Source organism: Kribbella solani (assembly GCF_014205295.1).
In the GTDB taxonomy this organism is placed as follows: Bacteria; Actinomycetota; Actinomycetes; order Propionibacteriales; family Kribbellaceae; genus Kribbella; species Kribbella solani.
Genome location: NZ_JACHNF010000001.1, coordinates 214,798 through 236,841, shown reverse-complemented (window position 1 = coordinate 236,841; position 22,044 = coordinate 214,798). Strand labels below are relative to the sequence as shown.

Annotated in this window: 20 protein-coding genes; 6 read left to right on the top strand and 14 right to left on the bottom strand. The window is 68.6% G+C overall.

Annotated features, from left to right (window positions below):
- Window positions 1–6 precede the first annotated feature (6 nt).
- The 10 genes from HDA44_RS38365 to HDA44_RS01045 all read right to left on the bottom strand — a co-directional run bounded on the left by HDA44_RS38365 (window position 7) and on the right by HDA44_RS01045 (window position 12,524).
- Window positions 7–1,785, bottom strand: a complete 1,779-nt coding sequence (locus HDA44_RS38365; RefSeq protein ID WP_184830528.1) for an NAD-binding protein — start codon at window positions 1,783–1,785, stop codon at window positions 7–9.
- Window positions 1,706–3,379: a coenzyme B12-dependent isobutyryl-CoA mutase large subunit gene (locus HDA44_RS01085; RefSeq protein WP_184830527.1), complete on the bottom strand. Its 1,674-nt coding sequence runs from the start codon at window positions 3,377–3,379 to the stop codon at window positions 1,706–1,708. Before HDA44_RS01085 ends, HDA44_RS38365 begins: the two co-directional genes overlap by 80 nt.
- A gap of 66 nt (window positions 3,380–3,445) precedes the next feature.
- Window positions 3,446–5,074: a dipeptide ABC transporter ATP-binding protein gene (locus HDA44_RS01080; protein WP_184830526.1), complete on the bottom strand. Its 1,629-nt coding sequence runs from the start codon at window positions 5,072–5,074 to the stop codon at window positions 3,446–3,448.
- On the bottom strand, window positions 5,071–5,589 hold the full coding sequence (locus HDA44_RS01075) for a GbsR/MarR family transcriptional regulator (RefSeq protein WP_184830525.1): 519 nt from the start codon (window positions 5,587–5,589) through the stop codon (window positions 5,071–5,073). The genes HDA44_RS01080 and HDA44_RS01075 overlap by 4 nt, the downstream gene beginning before the upstream one ends.
- Window positions 5,589–7,034: a serine hydrolase domain-containing protein gene (locus HDA44_RS01070; RefSeq protein WP_184830524.1), complete on the bottom strand. Its 1,446-nt coding sequence runs from the start codon at window positions 7,032–7,034 to the stop codon at window positions 5,589–5,591. The genes HDA44_RS01075 and HDA44_RS01070 overlap by 1 nt, the downstream gene beginning before the upstream one ends.
- A gap of 39 nt (window positions 7,035–7,073) precedes the next feature.
- Window positions 7,074–7,955: an ABC transporter permease gene (locus HDA44_RS01065; protein WP_184830523.1), complete on the bottom strand. Its 882-nt coding sequence runs from the start codon at window positions 7,953–7,955 to the stop codon at window positions 7,074–7,076.
- The gene (locus tag HDA44_RS01060) at window positions 7,948–8,874 is read right to left on the bottom strand and encodes an ABC transporter permease (protein WP_184830522.1); all 927 of its coding nucleotides are present in this window, start codon (window positions 8,872–8,874) and stop codon (window positions 7,948–7,950) included. The genes HDA44_RS01065 and HDA44_RS01060 overlap by 8 nt, the downstream gene beginning before the upstream one ends.
- A complete protein-coding gene (locus tag HDA44_RS01055) occupies window positions 8,874–10,262 on the bottom strand; it encodes a M14 family zinc carboxypeptidase (protein ID WP_184830521.1) in 1,389 nt (462 codons plus the stop codon). Before HDA44_RS01055 ends, HDA44_RS01060 begins: the two co-directional genes overlap by 1 nt.
- Window positions 10,262–11,848: a peptide ABC transporter substrate-binding protein gene (locus HDA44_RS01050; protein ID WP_184830520.1), complete on the bottom strand. Its 1,587-nt coding sequence runs from the start codon at window positions 11,846–11,848 to the stop codon at window positions 10,262–10,264. Before HDA44_RS01050 ends, HDA44_RS01055 begins: the two co-directional genes overlap by 1 nt.
- Before the next feature lie 172 nt (window positions 11,849–12,020).
- On the bottom strand, window positions 12,021–12,524 hold the full coding sequence (locus HDA44_RS01045; RefSeq protein WP_184830519.1) for a MarR family winged helix-turn-helix transcriptional regulator: 504 nt from the start codon (window positions 12,522–12,524) through the stop codon (window positions 12,021–12,023).
- Between the two features lie 72 nt (window positions 12,525–12,596).
- Between HDA44_RS01045 and HDA44_RS01040 the strand changes: the two genes are divergently transcribed.
- From HDA44_RS01040 to HDA44_RS01030, 3 genes are all read left to right on the top strand, one after another.
- Window positions 12,597–13,460, top strand: coding sequence for a maleylpyruvate isomerase family mycothiol-dependent enzyme (locus HDA44_RS01040; RefSeq protein ID WP_184830518.1), 864 nt, complete (start codon window positions 12,597–12,599; stop codon window positions 13,458–13,460).
- Window positions 13,461–13,536: 76 nt separating this feature from the next.
- Window positions 13,537–13,884 (top strand): YciI family protein, encoded by a 348-nt coding sequence (locus HDA44_RS01035; protein WP_184830517.1) that lies wholly within the window; start codon window positions 13,537–13,539, stop codon window positions 13,882–13,884.
- A 32-nt stretch (window positions 13,885–13,916) separates the two neighbouring features.
- Entirely contained in the window at window positions 13,917–15,236 is a 1,320-nt protein-coding gene (locus tag HDA44_RS01030) for a sigma-70 family RNA polymerase sigma factor (RefSeq protein WP_184830516.1), read from the top strand.
- A gap of 90 nt (window positions 15,237–15,326) precedes the next feature.
- Here the strand turns inward: HDA44_RS01030 and HDA44_RS01025 are convergent, their stop codons facing one another.
- The 4 genes from HDA44_RS01025 to HDA44_RS01010 form a co-directional block, all read right to left on the bottom strand.
- Window positions 15,327–16,040, bottom strand: coding sequence for a PH domain-containing protein (locus tag HDA44_RS01025; RefSeq protein WP_184830515.1), 714 nt, complete (start codon window positions 16,038–16,040; stop codon window positions 15,327–15,329).
- Between the two features lie 86 nt (window positions 16,041–16,126).
- Window positions 16,127–16,285 (bottom strand): hypothetical protein, encoded by a 159-nt coding sequence (locus tag HDA44_RS01020; RefSeq protein ID WP_166678426.1) that lies wholly within the window; start codon window positions 16,283–16,285, stop codon window positions 16,127–16,129.
- A gap of 454 nt (window positions 16,286–16,739) precedes the next feature.
- Complete coding sequence (gene meaB / locus HDA44_RS01015; protein ID WP_184830514.1) at window positions 16,740–17,696, bottom strand: methylmalonyl Co-A mutase-associated GTPase MeaB; 957 nt, start codon at window positions 17,694–17,696, stop codon at window positions 16,740–16,742.
- Between the two features lie 109 nt (window positions 17,697–17,805).
- Window positions 17,806–19,008 (bottom strand): acetyl-CoA C-acetyltransferase, encoded by a 1,203-nt coding sequence (locus HDA44_RS01010; RefSeq protein WP_184830513.1) that lies wholly within the window; start codon window positions 19,006–19,008, stop codon window positions 17,806–17,808.
- 125 nt (window positions 19,009–19,133) lie between these two features.
- On the opposite strand from HDA44_RS01010, the gene mce reads away from it, so the two are divergent.
- The 3 genes from mce (at window position 19,134) to ccrA (ending at window position 22,008) form a co-directional block, all read left to right on the top strand.
- A complete protein-coding gene (mce, locus tag HDA44_RS01005; RefSeq protein WP_184830512.1) occupies window positions 19,134–19,565 on the top strand; it encodes a methylmalonyl-CoA epimerase in 432 nt (143 codons plus the stop codon).
- A 52-nt stretch (window positions 19,566–19,617) separates the two neighbouring features.
- On the top strand, window positions 19,618–20,517 hold the full coding sequence (locus HDA44_RS01000) for an anti-sigma factor RsbA family regulatory protein (RefSeq protein ID WP_184830511.1): 900 nt from the start codon (window positions 19,618–19,620) through the stop codon (window positions 20,515–20,517).
- A gap of 159 nt (window positions 20,518–20,676) precedes the next feature.
- Window positions 20,677–22,008 (top strand): crotonyl-CoA carboxylase/reductase, encoded by a 1,332-nt coding sequence (gene ccrA, locus HDA44_RS00995; RefSeq protein ID WP_184830510.1) that lies wholly within the window; start codon window positions 20,677–20,679, stop codon window positions 22,006–22,008.
- Window positions 22,009–22,044 lie beyond the last annotated feature (36 nt).

The following is a 22,044-nucleotide window of genomic DNA, read 5'->3' as shown; positions in this document are numbered from 1 at the left end:
CATCTTCTACGACGCGGCTGGGGTCTGTTGCGGCCGGGTCGTCATCAGGAGGCGGGCCAGGCCGCTGCGGGTGCCGGCGACCGCCAGCCGGTCGCCCGCGCGGAGCGGCCGTTCGTACGCCGGGGTCCAGTCCCACGAGCCGCCCAGGTCCTGCCGGGCGAGCACCCGCAGACCGCCGGCTTCGTCCAGTTCGCCGAGCCGCCGGCCGACCGCGACCGAGCCGTCCTCGACGGTCACCTCGGTCAGCAGCAGCACCCGCCGACCGGCCGGTACGGTCACCTGGCTGCGCCGGTTCGCGACCGCGGCGGCGATCGCCGGCGCGACCAGCATCGACACCGACCGGCTGTGGCCGAGGCCGAGCCGTCGCTCGACCCGCTGGGCCAGGTCGTGGTCGAACATCCGCATCGTGATCCGGGCCTCCGGGTTCAGGTCCCCGGCCACCATCGCCGACTCCAGGTTGGTGATGTCCCCGTCGGTGATCGCGAGCACCGACTGACACCGCTGGACACCGGCCGAGCGCAGCGTTTCCTCGTTGCTGCTGTCCCCGATCACGACCGGGATCTTCAACCGGTGCGCGACCTGTACGCCCGGCGCGTCCTCGTCCTGGTCGACCCCGACCACCGCGACACCACGCTCGGTCAGGATCTCCAGTACGCGCGCGCCGACCGTACCGAGCCCGCAGACGACGACGTGATTGCGCGGCCGCCCGCGGACGCCGCCGATGATCCGGGAGAGCCGGGCACCCACCAGCGAGTCGACCACGACCGCGGTCAGCAGCGCCATCAGCACGATCCCGGTCAGCTGGACCAGTACCGCGCTGACCTTCACCCACGGCGCGGCGTCGTTGAACTTGTCGTCGTCGATCCCCGCCGACGTCACCACCCCGGCGGCCAGGTACAGCGCGCGCCACCACTCGATGTTCCCGAAGAAGTGCACCACGCCCGTACCGGCCGCGACCAGGAACGCCATCACGGCGGCGATCTTGCGGACCCGGCTGTCGAAGATGTCCCGCATCGCCATCAGCCACCCAGCCGGGCGGACGTCCCGCGCCCGCCACAGCGTACGTACGCCGGTGCCGAGCACGATGTCGCCCTCCGGGTCGGCGCTTGTCACCGGCAACAACTCGGGCGTCGCCGACGAGGTGGTGTCCGCGAGCACGGTCAGATGTGGTTCGGCGATCAGATCGGCCTGGCCGACGACCAGCCGCCGGCCACCGAGATCGAGCCAAGTCAGCTCGTCGTCCTCCAGCGCGTCCGACACGAACGCCGGCGCGGCCAGCCAGGGACCGTTGATCACCACGCAGTCGCCGAGCAGGCTGATCAGCTGCTTGCCCAGCCGCGGGTTCACCATCTGGACGATGATCCGCAGGTCGGGGTCCATGTCGCGAGCGGTCAGCGCGGTGTGCACGTTGTGGACGTCGTCGTTGTCCAGCAGCACGAGTGCCCGCGCGGTCGACGGCGTCCCGTCGTCGTCGGCGTCGACACCCGCGCGGCGCAGCAGCGACTCGCTGACCACCCGCGCGCCCATGACGGTCGCGCCCAGCTCGCCGATCCGGTCGTAGTGCCGGGAAGCAGGGTTCACGATCGCGGTCACCCGCTCGCCGGAGCTCACCAGCTCGGTGACCACCCGCAGCATCGTCCGGTCCGAACCGCAGACCACCACCCGCCGCCCGGCTTCCCGGCCCGCTGCCGCCGGTAAGAGTTCCTCAGAAGCGGGCGGGCTCCCGGTACTCGCCCCACTGTTCCCGAAGAACGTGACAGATTTCCCCCATCGTGGCCTCCGCACGCACTGCCTCCAGCATGGGCTCGATCAGGTTGCCAGTGCCGCTGGCCGCCTCCACCAGAGCCGACAGCGTACGCCGGACCAGGTCCTCGTCGCGGTGCGCCTTGCGTTCCGCGAGCACCCGGCACTGCTCGATCTCGACCTCGTGCGAGACCCGGAGGATCTCCAGCTCGCCGGACACCGTGTCGGTGAGGGTGTTCACCCCGACGATCTTCTTCTCGCCCTTCTCCAGTTTCTGCTGGTACTCGAACGCGGCGTCGGCGATCTCGGCCATGAACCAGCCGTCCTCGATTCCGCGCAGAATCCCGCCGGTGATCGACTCGTCCGGGCTCATCTCCTTGATCCGCGCGAAGATCTGCTCGGCTTCCGCCTCGATCTCGTCGGTGAGTGCCTCCAGGTACCAGGAGCCGCCGAGCGGGTCGGCGACGTTGGTGACGCCGATCTCCTCCATCAGTACCGACTGGGTCCGGAGCGCGATCTCGGCCGATTCCTCGCTCGGCAGCGCGAGCGTCTCGTCGAGCGCGTTCGTGTGCAGCGAGTTCGTCCCGCCGAGGATCGCGGCCAGCGCCTCGACCGCGGTGCGTACGACGTTGTTGTACGGCTGCTGCGCGGTCAGTGAAACGCCGGCGGTCTGGGTGTGGAACCGCAGCCACTGCGCCTTCTCGGTCTTCGCGCCGTACACGTCGCGCAGCCAGCGGGCCCAGATCCGGCGGGCCGCGCGGAACTTGGCGATCTCCTCGAAGAAGTCCAGGTGGCTGTCGAAGAAGAACGACAGTCCGGGCGCGAACACGTCCACGTCCAGGCCGCGGGACAGCCCGAGCTCCACGTACCCGAATCCGTCGGCGAGCGTGTACGCGAGCTCCTGCGCCGCCGTCGATCCGGCCTCACGGATGTGGTACCCGGAGACGCTGAGCGGCTTGTACGCGGGGATCTTGGTCGCGCAGTACTCCATCAGGTCGCCGATCAGGCGCAGATGTGGCTCCGGCGGGAACAGCCACTCCTTCTGGGCGATGTACTCCTTGAAGATGTCGGTCTGCAGCGTCCCGTTCAGCTTGGAGATGTCCGCGCCCTGCCGCTCGGCGGCGACCAGGTACATGCAGAAGGCCGGCACCGCCGGGCCGGAGATCGTCATCGAGGTGGTGACGTCCTGCAGCGGGATGTCCTTGAACAGCCGGTCCATGTCGACGGCCGAGTCGATCGCGACGCCGCAGTGCCCGACCTCGCCGAGCGACTTCGGTTCGTCGGAGTCGCGGCCCATCAGCGTCGGCATGTCGAACGCGACCGACAGGCCGCCGCCACCGCCGTTCAGGATCATCTTGTACCGCTCGTTGGTCTGCTCGGCGTTCCCGAACCCGGCGAACTGCCGGATCGTCCAGGTCCGGCCGCGGTACCCGGTCGCGTACAGCCCGCGGGTGAACGGGAACTCGCCCGGCCAGCCGATCCGCTCCATCCGCGGGTCGTCGACCCCGTCCGGCGGCCCGTACACCGGGGCGACCTCGGTGCCGGACAGCGTGCTGAAGTCCGCCTCCCGCTTCCGGGCCGCGTCGTAGCGCTGCTGCCACCGGCTCCGGCCGGCCGCGATCTGCTCGGCATCCATCAGTCAGACCTCCTCGGGACTGCTCCCAAAGTACTAGGACGTCCAACTAAATTCCACCTGGACTGGCTAACCAGCGAGCCGGGCCTCCCGCCGCCGGGTCTGCTCACGCGGGTCGGGGACGGGCGCGGCGGCAAGCAGACGGATCGTGTACGGGTCCTGCGGACCGCGCAACACCGATTCGCGATCGCCGTACTCGACCAGCTTGCCGCCGCTGAGCACCGCCACCTGGTCGCACACCTGATCAACCACGGCGAGGTCGTGGCTGATGAACAGGCAGGCGAAGTGCAGGCGGTCCTGCAACGCGCGAAGCAGCTCGAGTACGGTCGCCTGCACCGAAACGTCCAGCGCGGACGTGGGCTCGTCCGCGATCAGCAATCCGGGATCGAGCGAGATCGCCCGCGCGATCGACACCCGCTGACGCTGACCGCCGGACAGCTCGTGCGGGTACCGGCCGGCCCAGGCCCGCGGAAGCTCGACGCTCTCCAGCAGTTCCTCCACCCGTCGGCGCAACTCGGTTCCGCGTACGCCCCGATGGACCGCGAGTGGTTCGCCGACGGACTGGCCGATTGTGGCTCGCGGGTTCAGCGAACCGGCCGGGTTCTGGAACACGACACCGATCCGCGACCGGGTCTGCCGGAGCACCGACGACGACGCGCTGGTGAGCGCCTGCCCGGCGACGTGTACCTGGCCGGACGTGATCGGTGCGAGACCGAGTACGGCCTTGCCGATCGTGGACTTGCCGGAACCGGACTCCCCGACCAGACCGGTGATTTCGCCGTCCCGCAGTACGAGGCTCACGTTGTCGACCGCGCGGACCGTCCGGCCCCGGCGGCCGCGGTACTCGACCACGAGCTCGTCGATCCGCAACGCCGCCTCGTCCGGACCGGCCGGGATCTCCGCGGACTCCCGCAGACCACCGCGCGGCACCGCGTCCAGCAGCGCCTTCGTGTACTCCTGGGTGGGGTGATCGAACAGCTCATGCACTTCGGCCGTCTCGACCACGGAGCCCTTGCGCATCACCACGACCCGGTCGGCCACGTCCGCGACCACGCCCATGTCGTGGGTGATGATCATGATCGCGCCGGAGATCCGGGTCCGGAGCGCGAGCAGTACGTCGAGGACCTCCTGCTGCACGGTCACGTCGAGCGCCGTGGTCGGCTCGTCCGCGATCAGGAGCTCCGGATCGCAGGCGAGCGCGATCGCGATCATCACGCGCTGGCACTGCCCGCCGGACAGCTGATGCGGGTAGTACTTCAGCCGGCCCTCGGGCAACTCGACCATCCTCAGCAGCTCGACCGCGCGCTCGCGGGCCGCGCTCCGGGACAGCTCCGGCCGATGCGTACGGATCATCTCGACCAGTTGCGCGCCGATCGTGAACACCGGATCCAGCGCGCCGGACGGGTCCTGGAAGATCATCGCGATCCGCCGGCCGCGAAGCGCGGTCAGCTCGGCGCGGGACATCGCCAGGACGTCCGTACCGCCGAACATGATCCGGCCACCGGCGCGGGCGTTGTCCGGCAGCAGGCCGAGCGCGGCCAGGGCGGTGACACTCTTGCCGGAGCCGGACTCGCCCACGACCGCGAGCACCTCGCCGGCGCGAACCGCGAAGCTGACCTGATCCACCGCGCGCTGGGTGCTGCCGCCGACGGAGAAGTCGATGGTCAGCTCTTCGAACCGCAGCACCTCATCGCTCACTCGCCGTCCTCCTTGTCGAGCTTGTCGCGGTACTCCTGCCAGTCGGCCAGCATCTTCCGGTGGTAGGACGCCAGCCACTCGAAGTAGTTGCGCGCGTTCCGGAGCCGCTTGGCCGGACCGGGCATGCCTTCCGGCAGCTCCGCGAGCATCTGCTCGAAGATCTGCTGCTGTTTGTTCAGCGAGCGCCGCTCGCCGGCCAGGAAACTGCCCCAGACGTCGTCGTCGACCTTGAAGTAGTGGTTGCGGTCGCCGGGTACGGCGTGCCGCGCGATGAAGCCGAGGTCGATCAGCCGCCGGGTCGTGCTGGAGATCGACCCGGCGCTCGCGGACAGTGCCCGGGCCAGCTCGGCCGACGACACGTACGGCCGGTTGCACACCATCAGATAGCCCAGCACCCGGCCCTCCATTCGCGCCGACCCGGCCAGCTCCCGGATCAGCGCGAACTGCTCGACGAACTCGACCCGCCGCGGGTCGTCCTCCCACGCATCGTCATCGATCGTGTTTTCTTCCGGCATCAGGGGCGCTCCAGGGCTGCGTCCGTGATCTGCTGGGTGCGGCGGGCCCGGAAGGTTTCGACCGGCCAGCGGGAGCTGCCGCCGTAGCGGACCAGGGACGGCTGGCCGTCCGCGTCCCAGGTGTACTCGACCTTCTCGCCGATCGACCCGTACCCGGCGGCCGGCACGATCGCCAGCGTGTTCTCGTCGATCACCTGCAGCTCTTCGTAGCTGTCGGCCGGGTCCGGCGCCGCCGGGAAGTACGCGACCAGCCGCCCGCCGAGCAGCGAAATGCTCAACACACCCATCAGGTTCGCGAAGTTACCGCAGAACCGCTGAGCATCGATGTCACTCGGCACCTGCGTCCCGGCCGGCGCGTCCGCGGCCAGGTTGAGCAGCTTCACCACACCGGTCGCCAGCGACTCGGCCGGGCCACCGACGCAGTTGGTCAGTACCGACACCACCAACTGATCGACCGGGTCGATGAACGTCCGGGTGATGTGGCCCGGGTACCCACCGCTGTGACCGACCAGCCGCCGCTCGCCGACCTTCGAGATGATCATGCCCAGCCCGTACCGGCCCGCCTCGCGGCCGTGCGTGACGACCACGCTTTCGTCGCGCTGCATCAGCCGCTTGCTCACGTCGCTGACCAGTTGGTCGTCACCGAAGAAGTGCGCGGCGCCGTACACGGTCAGGTCCTCCGCGGTCGAGTAGAACCCGGTCGCGGCGGCCATCGCGCGCGTGTCGACGTGCGGGATCAGCTCGCGTACGTCGCTCCCGTCCAGCAGTCCGGTGTGACCGCCCGCGTACTCGTCGGCTCGGCGTACATCCAGTTCCGCACCGGTCTTCTTCAGACCCAACCGGTCCACGATGTGCGTTCCGACGTACTCGCCGTACGACGATCCACTCGCGGACTCGATCACCAGGCCGAGCAGCGAGTACCCGATGTTCGTGTACTTGAAGTACTCGTTGCGCTCGAACACCTGACCGTCCGACTGGCACAACTCGATCAACGCGTCCCGGTCCGGGAACGGGTCCATCAACTGCCAGTAGTCCTTGTCCACGCCATCGCGGATCACGCCACCCTGGTGACCGAGCAGCTCCCGCACCGTGATCGCGGCCAGCGTGGTCCCGGCGAGCTCAGGCACGTACTGGTCGACGGGATCGTCCAGCCGCACCTTGCCCTGCTCGACCAGCTGCAGGATCGCGGTCGCGGTGAACGTCTTGCTGTGCGAGGCGATCCGGAACAGGTGATCAGTACGCAGCGGTGTGCCGGCCACCTCGTCGCTGTACCCGAGCGCGGCCGACCAGACCAGCTCCTCGCCCACCCGGATCGCCACCTGCACCCCGGGCGTACGCAGATAGCGGCGCTGGTACTCCAGCCAGCGCTCGATCGCCGGAACGGCTTCCAGGGCGATGCTGACGTCGAACCCGGCCGGGGCGGCGGGGCGGGTAGCGGGAGACATGACGGCATCCGTTCTGTAGGGGCTGACGTGGGTGGTCATTCAGGAGCGTCCCTTCGGGTTCACCGCGTCACGGAGTACGTCGCCGAGGGTGATCAGGCTCAGTACGGTCGCGGCGAGGAAAGCACCGGGGTAGATCAAAGTGTGCGGCGCTTGCTGGAAGCGTGACTGCGCGGTGGCGAGCTGCAGGCCCCAGGAGATCGACGGCGCCCGCAGGCCGAGGCCGAGGAAGGTCAGCGTCGACTCGGCCACGATCACGCCGCCGACGGTCAACGTCGCGACGGCCAGAACCGGGCCGATCGAGTTCGGCAGGACGTAGTGCGTGAGGATGCGCGTGGTCGGGAAGCCCATCGCCTTCGCGGCCTGCACGTACTCCGCGTCCCGGGTCGAGCGGACCGTCGTACGCACCATCCGGGCGAGCGCCGGCCAGGAGAACACTGCGAGTACGAGCGACACCGACAGCACCGAACGTTCGCCGAGACTGTTCAGTACGACGATCGCGCCCAGCAGGAACGGGAAGCCGAGGAAGACGTCGGTCAACCGGGCCAGTACGGAATCGGCCCAGCCGCCGACGTACCCGGCGATCGTGCCGACCAGGACGGCGATGACGAGCGCGATCAACGTACACACCAGGCCGACGGACAACGAGGCGCGGGCGCCGTGGACGACGCTCGAGTACACGTCGCAGCCCTGCAGATCCTGGCCGAACGGATGACCTGACGAGGACGACCGCGCGCTGGCGGAGATGTCGCAGGCGCGTGGATCGACGCTGGTGAACAGTTGCGGGAAGACCGCCATCACGACCAGGACGGCGAGTACGCCGAGCGGCAGCCAGAACAGTACGCGCCGGCGCACGGTTGCCCAGACGCCGCGGCGCGCGAGTACGTCGTCCTCGACGGATTGCGCGAGCACCTGATCAGTCATGGCGAATCCTCGGGTCGAGGAGGGAGTTGAGCAGGTCGACGACCACGCTCGTCAGCAGGAAGATCAGGATCAGCGCTGTCGCGATGCCGACCACGGTCGGCCCCTCGTGTACCCGGATCGACTCGAACAGCAGCTGACCGACGCCGGGCAGGTTGAAGATGCCTTCCGTCACGACGGCGCCGCCGAGCAGCGCGCCGAGGTCGATCGCGAGATAGGTCAGCACCGGGATCGAGGAGTTGCGCAGTACGTGCACGCCGATCACCCGGCGCCGGGACAGGCCCTTGGCCCACAGCGCGCGGACGAAGTCGGAGCTCATCGTGTCGACCACGCTCCCCCGCGTCAGCCGGGCGACCGCGGCCAGACCGTAGATCGCCAGAACCGTTGCCGGCAGCAAGTAAGACGTCGGCCAGCCGTCGCTCACGCCCGCGATCGGCAGGATCGACAGCTTCACGCCGAACACCAGCTGCGCCGTCACCGCCATCACGAAGATCGGCACGGACGCGATCAGGATGGTCAGGATCAGCACGCCACGGTCGATCCAGGTGTTCTTCCGCAGCCCGGCGACCAGGCCGAGGCCGACACCGATCACGACCTGGATCACCCACGCCGTCAGCGCCAGCCGGATCGTCACCGGCCAGCGCGTCGCCAGCCGCTCGGCCACCGAGCGGCCGCGGAAGTCGACGCCGAGGTCGCCGGTGACCAGATTGCCGAGATAGCGCAGGTACTGCGACCAGAGCGGATCGTTCAAGTGGTACAGGTCCCGGATGCGTTCGACCACGGCCGGGGACAGCGGCTGATCGCCGCCCAGACTGGAGATCGGGTCACCAGGCAGCGCGAACACCGCCGCGTAGATGGCGAACGTGACCCCGAAGAACACCAGCACGAGCTCGATCAAACGCCGGATGGTGAAGCGCAGCATCAGTCCGCCCTTCTCCGGACGGCATCCAGCAACGCGAGCGCCGCGGCGTACTGCACTCCGACCAGGTCCTTGATCGGGATCGTGCGCAGCTGGGCGTCCAGCGTCGCGGCCTCGTCCTGCCAATCGCTGTACAGCGCACGCATCCGCCGGGCGGGCGGATGCAGCGCGGCCGACGCGCTGCCGCGGGCGATCTCACCCTCGATAGCGCGCAGCAGCATCCCGCCGAAGCGGAGCCGGTACATGCGGTTCGTGTCGGGCAGACCGAACGCCTCCGCGACGGTGGCCGGCCGGTTCGCGTCGACCTCGGCCGCCCGCCGCCGGTCCCGCTCCGGGCGGCGGAGCAGGTACGGCAGGAAGGCGGCGATCCCGCGGACCAGCTGGGAATCGTCCGACAGGTACGGGCGGGCCTGCTCGAAGATCTCGTTCATCGCCTGGAGATTGCCGTCGAGCTCATCGGCGGCATCGTCCAGCAGCTTGCCGTACGACGCGTCCGTCTCGGACTGGTCGTCCGCCGAGGGGTGCGTCCAGTACGGCAACTCGGCGACCAGGCTGATCGTGCCGTGCCGTCCCGCGTACGCGGCCGACGAGTCGCCGGACTGATCCGGGGTCGGCACGCCGAGCTTCTCGGCGTAGTCGTAGTTCGCCTGGGCCGAGATCATCTCGAAGACGGCCGGACCGAGCTGCCGTACGGCCGGGGTCTCCGCCTCGCCCAAGTCGAGCGGCAGCCCGAACGACGCGGCGATCGCGTGTAGTTCCTCGACGAAGCCGTCGAGCTCGGCGGTGACGTAGTAGTACACGCCGCCGAGCTCGGTGTTGTGCAGCGAGACCGCGACCACCGGCTTCAGCTCGTCGATCACCCGCATCAGGGCGAGCGTCTCCGGCATCACGCGGTCGAAGTACGCGTCCTTGTACTGGAACGGGAACGACCACTCGACCTGCTCCGCGGGCGCCGGGCGGTGGAAGTGCGCGCTGTAGTGCACCCGGTTGAACGGGCCGTCGAACCAGCCTTCGTTCAGGCGGGTGCCGTCCGGGTCGATACAGCCGATGATGTTCCACCGGCAGGACGCACGCAGGTCCGGGTCGGCGCAGAGCTCCTCCGCGAGATGGATCGCGGTCCAGAAACCGATCGGCTCGTTCGGGTGCACCCCGGCGTACATCAGCGCCTGGTCGGGGCCGTCGCCGATCGAGTACATCGTGATCGGGTCGCCCAGCCGGGACGTACCGATCCGTCGCCTGGTGACCAGGTCGGGGTGTTTCGCGGCGAGCGCGTCGAGGCGGGTGTTGATCTCGTCGACGCCCGGGAAGTGGTCGAGGTCCGGGACGCGGTGCGCCCGCTCCAGGATGACCTGGAGCGGGGCACCGGCGGGAACATTGGGAACAGCAGGCATCAGTTGTCCGCCATGACGGTGTTCTCGAGTTCGAAGGCGCCGGCGCCCTCGACCAGCTTGGCGACCCGGTCCGAGGTCGCGTACGTGTACTTCTCGAAGAACATCGGCGGCGCCGGGAAGTCCTTCATGATCGCCTTCTGCACGTCGACGTACCCCTCGATCGCCTTCTGCGGGTCGACCTGGCCGTCCGCCTTCGCCAGCAGCTGGTCGATCTGCGGGGTGTAGTGCGGGATGCAGTTCACGCAGCCGCCGGACTTCGTGTAGAAGGAGCGCAGCGTGTTCTGCTGGCTCGCGTACAGGGCGCCCCAGCGGGAGAAGTACGGGCCGCTCAGCTTCCGCTCGTTGCGCAGCTTCTGGAACTCGGGGAAGTCGGTGGTCGGCGTCGCGGTCACGTCCTTGATGCCGAGATTCTGCCGAAGCTGGTTCGCGTACGCGTTGTAGAGATCGTCCAGGCCGGAACCACCCGGGTACCGGATCTCCATCTTGCCATCGAACCCACCGGCCTCGGCCAGCAACTGCTTCGCCTTCGCCGGGTTGAACGTGCAGAGCTCGCCGCACAGCCCCTTCGGCGTACCCGGCTCACCCGGCGGGGTCAGCGCGGTGGCCGGCTCCCAGATGCCGCCGTAGATCACGTTGCTGACGGCCTGCCGGTCGATCGCCATCGAGATCGCCTGCCGAACCCGTACGTCCTGGTAGCGCTTGTCCCACAGCGGCAGCCCGAGATAGTTCATCCCGAGGCCCTGGAACACGTACGCCCGGTCGCCGAAGTCCTTCTTCACCTGCGCCATCCGGGCCGCCGGTACAAACAGGATGTCGGTGTTTCCCGCCTGGACGTCGGTGTACGCGGTCGTCATGTCGGTGTACGGCTTGAACACGATCTCGTCGACGGTCGGCTTCGGGCCCTGGTACGCGCCGAACCGCTTGACCGTCATCGGCTCGTTCTCGGTGTAACTGCCGACCATCTCGAACGGGCCGTTGCCGACCGGCTGCTTCGCGAACGCGTCGAAGTCCTTGTACGCCACCTCGGGCAGCGCGAAGAACCCGGACTGCGCCTGCGACAACTGCACCGGGAACTGACCGTCCGGGCTCTTCAGCGTCACCGTGAAGGTCAGGTCGTCGACCACCTTCAGGCCGGACATTTGCGTGGTGGCCGGCTTGCCCTTCGCCGGGTTCAGCGCGTCGTACCCGGCGATGTTCACCAGCTGACCGCTGTTCTCCCAGGCGTTCGGGCCGTACGCGACCGTGTTCCACGCCCGCACGTAGCTCTCGGCGGTCACCTTCTCGCCGTTGTGGAAGGTCCAGCCCGGGCGCAGCTTCACGGTCCAGTGCACGGCGTCGGACGACTTCACCGACTCGGCGTTCAGGTAGGTCACGGACCCGTCGGCCTTCACGAACGTCAGGCTCGCGAACAGCTCCTTGACCTGCGTGAACGCCACCGTCTGGCGGCCCGGGTTGAGGGTCACCGGATCGGACACGGCGAACGAGACCGACTTCGTCCCGCCGGCGTCCGACGACCCGGAACCACCACCGGAACAGCCGGTCAGAGCGAGGGCACCGGCGAGGAGAACGGCCGCGGCACGCTTCATGAGGTCCTCCAACTGAATCCCGGCCCAGCAGGGGGCGGGCCGGCTTTGATCCCCGATCTTGAGGGCTGGCCCGATGCAGGTCAATAGCGAAACTTGGGAAGTTTCAGTAGGAAATGAACTTTTAGCACGCGCGTAACACCCGAACCCGGCCGGGAACGGGGTCGTGGGTGGGTCAGGTGAAGTCGCCGGCGTTGTGCCGGAGGGGTTCCAGGACCGACCAGAGCATGGCCAGCTGGTCGTCGCTGAGGCCGCGGAGGGCGAAGTCGGCGGCGACCAGGTCGGCGGTGGCGCGCTCGACCAGCTCGCGGCCGTCCGGGGTGATCTCGCAGAGAATGGCGCGGCCGTCGTCCGGGTGCGGCGTACGAGTGACCAGGCCGGCCGCCTCCAGCCGGCGGACGATCGACGTCACGGACGTGGGATGTACCTGCAGCCGCTCGCCCATCTTCCCCAGCGGCAACGACCCGCGCCGGGAGAACGTGAGCAGTACCAGCGCCTCGAACCGCGCGAAGGTCAGCCCGTGCTTGCGGAGGATGTCGTCCAGTTCGTTGATCACGATCTGCTGCGCGCGCATCAGCGACGTCACGGCCCGCATCTGCTCGACCGCGCCCCACCGCCGCCCCCACTGCCGCGACGCCTCGTCGATCGGATCGAACGGCAACGCCCTCTTCCTCACCATGTGCGGAACATTAGCCGTTGCGCCATCCGCCGGGCGGGAGAAACTGTCGGTGGGCTCTGCGAGGGTGCGGAGATGGATTATCTGGAGCATGTTCGCGCCGACAGCGCGCGGCTGGGCGCGGTGGCGCGGCGCGGGCTGGACGCGCCGGTGCCCAGCTGTCCGGGGTGGACGGTCGACGACGCGGTCCGGCACGTGGCGCAGGTTTACGTACACAAGATCGAGGTGCTGAAACACGGCGCGCTCCCGGATCCGTGGCCGCTGGACTTCTCCGGCCTGAAGACCATGGAGTGGTACGACGAGACCCGCGCCGCGATCGTCGCCGCGCTCGAACAGGCCGGTACGGAGCTGCCGACCTGGACGTTCAGCCCGCGCGACAGTACGTCGGGGTTCTGGTACCGGCGGATGGCACACGAGACGGTGATCCATCGGATCGACGTCGAGCAGGCACACGACGCGGTCACCCCGATCGACCCGGAGCTGGCCCTGGACGGGATCGACGAGGTGCTCTACCCCACCGTCGCCGGCCCATGGTGGGAAGAAGGCGACACCAAGTTCCCGGTCGACGCCACTGTCCGCATCACCACCCCCACCCACGCCTGGACCCTCCAAGCCACCGCAACCACCATCACCGTGCAACAAGACACCCCCAGCCAGCTAACCCCACCCACCTCAGCCCCTCCCCACCACCCATCCCCGACCGGTGATGCCGCACCAACCCACCAACCACCCACTACCGGCGATGCCGCGTCTCCCCACCATCCATCCACAACCGGCGATCCGGTGGTTGCCGGTGATGCCGCGGTGGTGGTTTTTGGGGAGCCTGCGCAGGTTTATCTCTGGTTGTGGGGGCGGGCCGGGGACGAAGTGGTTCAAGCAAGCGGCGACCTCGACGTCCTCCGCGCCTTCCGTGGCCGGGTTTCGGAGGCGACCCAGTGACGATGTCCTCCGCGCGTCCGGCTGTTCGTTCCTTTCCCGAGAGACCACAGTGGTTTCATCGCGAAGGAGGATTCCGATGGCGCAGTACCTTGCACTGACCTACACCGCCGACGTCGACTGGTGGGCGCCCGAGCAGGCCGACGAGCTCGCCGAGTACCGGCGGTTCGGCGTGGAGTACGCCGAACAGGTCAAGGCGAGCGCCGTCCTGCACCCGACCGCGACGGCGACCGTCGTCCGGGTGGAGGGCGCCCGCGGCGGGCCGGTGGTGACCACCGACGGCCCGTACGCCGAGACCAAGGAAGCGCTGACCGGCTACTACCTGATCGAGGCCGATGACCTGGAGGCAGCGGTGAAGATCGCGGCCGAGATCCCGGCGGCCTGGGGCGGTGCCGTCGAGGTGCGCCCAGTGATTCTGGCCAAGTAGCGGGCGGACGAGGTCGATGGAGTAGCGGACCGGTGGATCAGCGCTACGACGTGATCGCCGAGACGATCCGGATCGAGGGAACGCGGATTCTCGCCACCCTGATCCGGACCGTCGGCGACGTCCAGCTCGCCGAGGACGCCGTCCAGGAAGCCGCGCTGGCGGCGCTCGGCGCCTGGCCGGTCACCGGCGTACCGCCGGAGCCGCGCGCCTGGCTGACCGTCACGGCCCGCCGGAAGGCGATCGACATCATCCGCCGCGAGCAGCGCCGTACCGACAAGGAACGGGACGGCTCCGAGCTGCTCGAACTCAACCGCCGGGAGCTCGACCAGGACGCCATCCTCGAGCGCGTCGTCGAGCCCGAGGAAGTGGTGCAGGACGACCTGCTCCGGCTGATCTTCACCTGCTGCCATCCGTCACTGTCACCGCCGACCCGGGTCGCGCTGGCGCTTCGTACGCTGTGTGGGCTCTCGCCGGCGCAGATCGCCGGCGTTCTGCTGAGTACCGAGGTCGCCACCACCAAACGACTGGTGCGTGCCCGGCAGAAGATCGCGGCCGCACGGATCCCGTACCGGGTGCCCGCCGAGCCTGAGTTGCCCGATCGGCTGCCGGCGGTGTGCGCGGTGATCCACAGTCTGTACACGGCGGGGCATGCGCCGGCGGAGGGCTCCGCGGCGTACGACCTCGATCTTTGTACTGAGGCGATTCGGCTAGCTGAGCTTCTGCATACGCTGCTGCCTGATCAGGCGACGCCGACCGCGGTGCTCGCACTGCTGCTGCTGACCGAGGCGCGGCGGCCGGCCCGGGTCGACGCGGCGGGTGCGGTGGTGACGCTCGATCGGCAGGACCGTTCGCGGTGGGATCAGGAGCTGATCGCCCGTGGCGTGGCGCTGCTCAACGACTCGCTGGAACGGTCTGATCGGCAGGCCGACGCGTACCAGCTGCAGGCCGCGATCGCCGCCGAACACGCCCGCGTCCCGAGCTACCCGGCGACCGACTGGCGCGAGATCGTCCGGCTGTACGACCTGCTGCTGGAGGTCTCCCCCAACCCCGCCGCCGAACTGGCCCGAGTCGTAGCCATCGCCGAAACCGGCCAGGTCACCACAGCCCTAGACCTGCTGACCGAGATCCCCAAGAACTCCCGCTGGCACGCAATCCGCGCCGAACTACTCGCTCGCCAATCCCGCTACCCCGAAGCCGTCACAGAACTAACCAAAGCCCTGGCCACGTCCCCCCTCAACCACCCCGAACGCCCCCACCGAGAACACCGCCAATCCCACTTCCAACACCTATCCATCACCCACCCCCCAACCCACCCCCGTCCGCCCGGCGCGCCGGCCGAACCCTCCAGCTGAGGGGGCATCCCCTCAAGCGCGGGGTTGCCCCGTCGTATTTTCAGGGGGCAACCCGGTGACTGAGGGGGCAACCTCGGTCAGCGCGTTCGGTCAGTCGTCGGTCCAGTTGCCGCGGTCGCTGTTGAAGATCGACTTGGAGGCGGCGGGACGGGACTGGTGGGCGCCGGGGGCAGAGGACGGCGCGGGGGTGGAGATGGTCACTTCCTGCGTCGAGTCCATGCCGATCGGGCCGGTGCCGTCGTCGTCGGTGTCCTCGTCGCCCTGGACCACGTCGACGCTCGCGGACGCCCGCAGCCCGGTGCGCTGGATGACGCGCTGGATGGTCAGGTCCCGGTCGGAGGCCCGGCTGACGAACTTGATCTCCCGGAAACCCTGGTCCTGAGCGGCGGACTCGAAGATGAAGTGGCCGTAGCCGAGAATCCGGCCCAGCCACGGCCGGGCCAGCGTGATGTCAAGAATCCGCGCGATCGGGGTGGTCGCGACGGTCTGCGAGAACACGCCGCGGATCCGCATCACCCGCATGTTGGTGACCACGAACCGGTCCCGGTGCTCGGTCAGGAACTTCCAGAACGCATGCGCGAGCAGTACGAAGACCAGCACCAGCAGCACCAGGTCCACGTTCGCCCCGAGCTTGGTCAGCACCATCACGACCAGCAGCACGGTGGCGAGCAGGATCTCCAGCATCGGCACCGCGAACACGATCCAGTGGTGCCGCACCTCGTCGATGACGACTTCGCCCTCGTCCGAGATCAAATGCCGCCGGACCTTCGGGTCGAAGATCCGGAACAGGCCAATGCCGGCCATCCACTCACTCCCCTGTCACGCCTGTTGTGACCCCGTACGTCCAAGTGTCCCGCACGATGCCTCGCGACGGGACACCCGGCGGCAGATCAGCTGAACAGCGCGGTCAAGAAGGTGATCACACTTCCGAACGCGTCGCCGACCGCCGAGAACGCGCCTCCGACGGCGTTCGCGGCGTTCGCCGGCTGAGTGAACAGATAGAAGCCGGCAAAGGCGATGAGCGACCAGATCAGCAGCTTCTTCGGCATGTCGCCACTCCCTTGTTCCTAACCCACTCGGTCGACTGTGTTTGAGTTTGTATCACGGACCGTCACCAATTGTCACTGACTGAACACAGCCCACCGCACAATGCTCACCAGCTACAAGCCCCATTCTGTAACGGATTCGGGGGCACGGCACCCATCGGCGCGCCGCCATGAGACGTACGTCGCTCCGAACCCGGTAAATCCCGCGGACTTTGCCCGATTCCGGAACAACTTTTCCCGAACACCAGGCGAAGATTTCCTGTGACACTACGTGGTCGAATGTTCCACGAGCGAGACCAGTATCACAATCCGAACAACCCTCACCAAGCCGCTCTTTCGCCAAGGCGGTGATTATCGGCAGCTCGGCAGGAGGTGTCCGGCCCGGCCGGGCATTTGGCGGGTGGTTCACGCGTGCGACCGGTTGAACCGGCTGGACACCTCCTGTCGAGCTGCCGATTCACAGCGCGGCGATCAGCTCGTCTGCTGCCGCGTACGGGTCGGTGCCGCCGTCCGCGACCTTGGCCGCGAGGACGTCCAGGCGGGCGTCGCCGTGCAGGTGCGCGAATCGGGCCCGCAGCGCCGTCGTCGCGATCGCCTCGATCTCGTCCCGGGCACGCGTTCGGCGGCGCTCGGTGAGTACGCCGTTGCCGCGCATCCAGGTCAGCCGGTCCTCGATCGCCTGCACCACCTCGGCGACCCCTTCGGCGCGGGACGCGACCGTCTTCAGGATCGGCGGCAGCCAGGCGCCCTCGGCCCGGTCGGCCAGCGCGAGCATCGCCCGCAGGTCCCGGGTGACGGTCTGGACGCCGTCCCGGTCGGCCTTGTTCACCACGTAGATGTCGCCGACCTCAAGAATGCCGGCCTTGGCCGCCTGGATGCCGTCACCCATGCCGGGAGCGAGCAGTACGAGGGTGGTGTCCGCCATCCCGGCGATCTCCACCTCGGACTGCCCGACGCCGACCGTCTCGACCAGGACGACGTCGAACCCGGCCGCGTCCAGGACCCGCAGCGCCTGCGGGGTCGACCAGGAGAGTCCGCCGAGATGCCCGCGGGACGCCATCGACCGGATGAACACGCCGCGGTCGGTCGCGTGGTCCTGCATGCGTACCCGGTCGCCGAGCAGTGCGCCGCCGGAGAACGGGGAGGACGGGTCGACCGCGAGTACGCCGACCCGTTTACCGGTCTCGCGGTACGCGGAAACCAGCGCCGAGGTCGAGGTGGATTTCCCGACGCCGGGTGATCCGGTGATGCCGACGATGTGCGCGTGCCCCGCATGCGGCGCGAGCGCCGCCATCACCTCCCGGAGCAACGGCGACTCGTCCTCCACCAGCGAAATCAGCCGAGCCACCGCCCGCGAGTCCCCCTCGCGAGCCTTCGCCACCAACTCCCCCACCGGCGCGGTCCGACGCCCCATCACCCCACCCGCCCCAACACACTCGCCACCCGGTCCACAACACGCGAGTGTTGTGCGGTGTGCGGGCGCGGGGTGGCGGGTGGGGCCGCGGGGGTGGGTGGGGTTGGCATCAGGGCTTCGGGACTCGGATGATGAGGGCGTCGCCCTGGCCGCCGCCTCCGCAGAGAGCCGCGGCACCGACACCGCCGCCGCGGCGGCCGAGTTCGAGGGCGAGGTGCAGTACGAGCCGCGCGCCGGACATCCCGATCGGGTGCCCGACCGCGATCGCGCCGCCGTTCACGTTCACCTTGTCGTCGCCGAGCTTCAGCTCGCGCGCGGACGCGATCCCGACCGCCGCGAACGCCTCGTTGATCTCCACCAGGTCGAGCTCGGCCGGCGCGATGCCTTCCTTCGTACACGCCTTGGCGATCGCGTTCGCCGGCTGGCTCTGCAGCGTCGAGTCCGGCCCGGCGACCGACCCGTGCGCGCCGATCTCGGCGATCCACGAAAGCCCGAGCTCCTCGGCCTTCGCCTGGCTCATCACCACGACCGCGCAGCCACCGTCGGAGATCTGCGACGCCGACCCCGCGGTGATCGTCCCGTCCTTGCCGAACGCCGGCCGCAACTTGGCAAGCGCCTCCACCGACGTGTCACCGCGGACGCCTTCGTCACTGTCGACGACGAGCGGATCGCCCTTGCGCTGCGGCACTTCGACCGGAACCACCTCGTCGGCGAACACGCCGTTCTTCCACGCCTCCGCGGCCCGCTGGTGCGAACGAGCGCTGAACTCGTCCTGCTCTTCACGGCTCAGCTTCAGCCCGCTGTTGTTGGCCTGATCGGTCAGCGCGCCCATCGCCTGGTCGGTGAACGCGTCCCACAACCCGTCGTACGCCATCGAGTCGACCAGCGTGGTGTCGCCGTACTTGAAGCCCTCGCGCGATTTGGGCAGCAGGTGCGGCGCGTTCGTCATCGACTCCATCCCGCCGGCCACGACGATGTCGTACTCACCGGCGCGGATCAGCTGGTCGGCGAGCGCGATCGCGTTCAGCCCGGACAGGCAGACCTTGTTGATCGTGATCGCCGGCACGTCCATCGGGATGCCGCCCTTGACCGCGGCCTGGCGAGCGGTGATCTGACCGCCGCCGGCCTGCAGCACCTGGCCCATGATCACGTACTCGACCTGGTCCGGCGCGACGCCGGCCTTCCGCAGTGCGCCCTGGATCGCGAACCCACCGAGTTCGGCGCCGGTGAAGCCTTTGAGGCCACCCAGCAGCCGCCCGATCGGGGTCCGCGCACCGGCGACGATGACGCTTCGGTTTCGCGTGTCAGCCATGCTGTCACGATACCTGCGAGGACACTGGTACGCCGCTGCTCGCGCACGTCAGACCGGTCACACGGATCATGTCAGCTGAGCCACTTTCGATGGCCTCCGCGGGAGGTCTGCGCCAGGCTGACGAGATGGATCAACTCTTCGACGCGATCGACCACGTCGGCATCGCGGTCGCCGACTTCGACGAAGCCGTCCAGTACTACGCCGACATGTTCGGCATGACCGTGGCGCATGAGGAGATCAACACCGAGCAGGGTGTCCGCGAGGCGATGCTGTCGGTCGGCGACTCGGGTTCGTCGATCCAGTTGCTGGCGCCGCTGTCGGACGCGTCGCCGATCGCCAAGTTCCTGGACCAGCGCGGTCCCGGCATCCAGCAGCTCGCGTACCGGGTGCGCGATCTGGACGCGGTCTGCGCCACCTTGCGCGAACGCGGCGCCCGGTTGCTGTACGACGAGCCGAAACGCGGTACCGCCGGCTCCCGGGTCAATTTCGTGCACCCGAAGTCGGCCGGCGGCGTACTGGTCGAACTCGTGGAGCCATCGGCCTCCCACACCGGGTGACGGCGCGCGAAAGGACTCTCCGGAGTACCTTGCGGCGGTCTACTCTGTTCGAGTGCTGAAGGACAGCGCCACCGATTCCTTGTACGGAGCGCCGGCCGGGTTCGAGCACGACGCCTTCGTCCACGGGTCGGACGAGGAGTTCGTGCGGCGCGCGGCGACGTTCGTACGGGTGGGTCTGGCGGCGGGGGAAGAGATCGTGGCCGTGCTGTCACCCGGGCGGACCGCGGACCTGCGGGACGCGCTCGGTCCGGACCAGGACCAGGTGCGCTTCGCCGACATGACCGTTGCCGGAGGCAACCCGGCGCGACTGATCCCGTTCTGGCGTGCCGTTCTGGAGCAGGCGGCGCGGCCGGTCCGCGCGCTCAGCGAGGCGGCGTACGCGGGCCGGAGCGACGCCGAGTACGCCGAGGTCGAGCTGCACGAGGCGCTCTCCGACATCGCTTTCGCAACCGACCCGTCGTTCCGGCTGCAATGCGTGTACGAAGCGTCGGTCGGGATCGATCCGACTGCCACCCACGCGGGCGCGGAAGCCCTTGCGGAGAAGGCGTTCCGGACCGCGCTGGACGACGTACCGGACCGGGCCGAGCGGTGGGAGTTCGGGCCCGGCGAGCTGTCCCAGGTGCGGCAGTGGCTGAGCGGTCAGGCGTCGTCGCACGGCGTTTCCCGGGACCGGCTGGAGGACCTGTCGCTGGCCCTGCACGAGGTCTGCACGAACAGCATCCGCTTCGGCGGTGGTCGCGGCACGCTCGCGGTTTGGATCGCATCCGGCGCGCTGATCTGCGACGTGACCGACCGCGGCCGGATCGACAACCTGCTGGTCGGCCGGGTGCTGCCGCCGCTGGACGGGCTCGGTGGCCGCGGCGTCTGGCTGGCGAACCAGCTGTGCGACCTGGCCCAGCTGCGGTCCGGCGACGACTTCACCCAGGTCAGGCTGCACACCCGCCTGCGCTGACCGGAAGCACTGGCGATCGGATAAGACCACTGACAACGGTGGACTGCAAAAGTGACGGTCGTCTCAACCGTCCCTCGCTGTGTCACAAGGCACAGCCAGGAGCGCATACTCAGCGGTAAGTTCCGCTCACCCAGAACCGCCTCTGCAGGAGGTACTTCCGTGAAGCAGATCCTCGAAGCGATCCTCTCCGGCGACAACGCCGCCGTCGGCGGGCTCGACGTACCGGAGCACTATCGCGGGATCACCGTGCACGCCGACGACGCGACGATGTTCGACGGGCTGGACAGCAAGGACAAGGACCCACGGAAGAGCCTGCACCTGGACGACGTACCAACGCCTGAGCTCGGGCCGGGTGAGGCGCTGGTCGCGGTGATGGCGAGCGCGATCAACTACAACACCGTCTGGACGTCGATCTTCGAGCCGGTGTCGACGTTCTCGTTCCTCAAGCGGTACGGGAAGTTGTCGCCGCTGACCGCGCGGCACGACCTGCCGTACCACGTGGTCGGCTCCGATCTGGCCGGCGTCGTACTGCGCACCGGGCCGGGCGTGAACGCGTGGAAACCGGGCGACGAGGTGGTCGCGCACTGCCTGTCGGTCGAGCTGGAGTCACCGGACGGCCACAACGACACGATGCTCGACTCCGAGCAGCGGATCTGGGGTTTCGAGACGAACTTCGGCGGTCTCGCCGAGCTGGCGCTGGTGAAATCGAACCAGTTGATGCCCAAGCCGGCCCATCTCACCTGGGAGGAAGCGGCATCCCCTGGGCTGGTGAACAGCACGGCGTACCGGCAGCTGGTGTCGGCCAACGGCGCGAACATGAAGCAGGGCGACGTCGTACTGGTGTGGGGCGCGTCCGGTGGACTCGGGTCGTACGCGACCCAGTTCGCGCTGAACGGCGGCGCGATTCCGGTCTGTGTGGTGTCCTCGCCGGAGAAGGCCGAGATCTGCCGGGCGATGGGCGCGTCGCTGATCATCGATCGGTCGGCCGAGGGGTACCGGTTCTGGAAGGACCCGGTGACCCAGGACCCGAAGGAGTGGAAGCGGTTCGGGGCGCGGATTCGCGAACTGACCGGCGGTGACGACCCGGACATCGTGTTCGAGCATCCGGGCCGGGAGACCTTCGGCGCCTCGGTGTACGTCGCCCGGCGCGGCGGCACGATCGTCACCTGCGCCTCGACCTCCGGATTCATGCACGAGTACGACAACCGGTACCTGTGGATGAACCTGAAACGGATCATCGGCTCCCATTTCGCCAACTACCGCGAGGCGTGGGAGGCGAACCGGCTGATCGCGAAGGGCATGGTCCATCCCACGGTCAGCAAGGTGTACCCGCTGGAGGCGACCGCGCAGGCGGCGTACGACGTACACCGCAATCTGCACCAGGGGAAGGTCGGCGTCCTCACGCTCGCGCCGGGCGAGGGCCTCGGGGTCCGTGACACCGCCTTGCGGGAGCAGCATTTGAGCGCGATCAACCGCTTCCGCGACAGGTAGTTGTGCACAGGTAGCCGATTCGCCGGTTTGTGGTGG

What these genes read in the sequence shown, in the direction of transcription:
- HDA44_RS01085 (WP_184830527.1), bottom strand. Translation starts at nt 3,379, where the DNA reads ATGGATGCCGAGCAGATCGCGGCCGGCCGGAGCCGGTGGCAGCAGCGC.
- HDA44_RS01075 (WP_184830525.1), bottom strand. Translation starts at nt 5,589, where the DNA reads ATGCCGGAAGAAAACACGATCGATGACGATGCGTGGGAGGACGACCCG.
- HDA44_RS01070 (WP_184830524.1), bottom strand. Translation starts at nt 7,034, where the DNA reads ATGTCTCCCGCTACCCGCCCCGCCGCCCCGGCCGGGTTCGACGTCAGC.
- HDA44_RS01065 (WP_184830523.1), bottom strand. Translation starts at nt 7,955, where the DNA reads ATGACTGATCAGGTGCTCGCGCAATCCGTCGAGGACGACGTACTCGCG.
- HDA44_RS01060 (WP_184830522.1), bottom strand. Translation starts at nt 8,874, where the DNA reads ATGCTGCGCTTCACCATCCGGCGTTTGATCGAGCTCGTGCTGGTGTTC.
- HDA44_RS01055 (WP_184830521.1), bottom strand. Translation starts at nt 10,262, where the DNA reads ATGCCTGCTGTTCCCAATGTTCCCGCCGGTGCCCCGCTCCAGGTCATC.
- HDA44_RS01050 (WP_184830520.1), bottom strand. Translation starts at nt 11,848, where the DNA reads ATGAAGCGTGCCGCGGCCGTTCTCCTCGCCGGTGCCCTCGCTCTGACC.
- HDA44_RS01045 (WP_184830519.1), bottom strand. Translation starts at nt 12,524, where the DNA reads ATGGTGAGGAAGAGGGCGTTGCCGTTCGATCCGATCGACGAGGCGTCG.
- HDA44_RS01040 (WP_184830518.1), top strand. Translation starts at nt 12,597, where the DNA reads ATGGATTATCTGGAGCATGTTCGCGCCGACAGCGCGCGGCTGGGCGCG.
- HDA44_RS01035 (WP_184830517.1), top strand. Translation starts at nt 13,537, where the DNA reads ATGGCGCAGTACCTTGCACTGACCTACACCGCCGACGTCGACTGGTGG.
- HDA44_RS01025 (WP_184830515.1), bottom strand. Translation starts at nt 16,040, where the DNA reads ATGGCCGGCATTGGCCTGTTCCGGATCTTCGACCCGAAGGTCCGGCGG.
- HDA44_RS01020 (WP_166678426.1), bottom strand. Translation starts at nt 16,285, where the DNA reads ATGCCGAAGAAGCTGCTGATCTGGTCGCTCATCGCCTTTGCCGGCTTC.
- meaB (WP_184830514.1), bottom strand. Translation starts at nt 17,696, where the DNA reads ATGGGGCGTCGGACCGCGCCGGTGGGGGAGTTGGTGGCGAAGGCTCGC.
- HDA44_RS01010 (WP_184830513.1), bottom strand. Translation starts at nt 19,008, where the DNA reads ATGGCTGACACGCGAAACCGAAGCGTCATCGTCGCCGGTGCGCGGACC.
- mce (WP_184830512.1), top strand. Translation starts at nt 19,134, where the DNA reads ATGGATCAACTCTTCGACGCGATCGACCACGTCGGCATCGCGGTCGCC.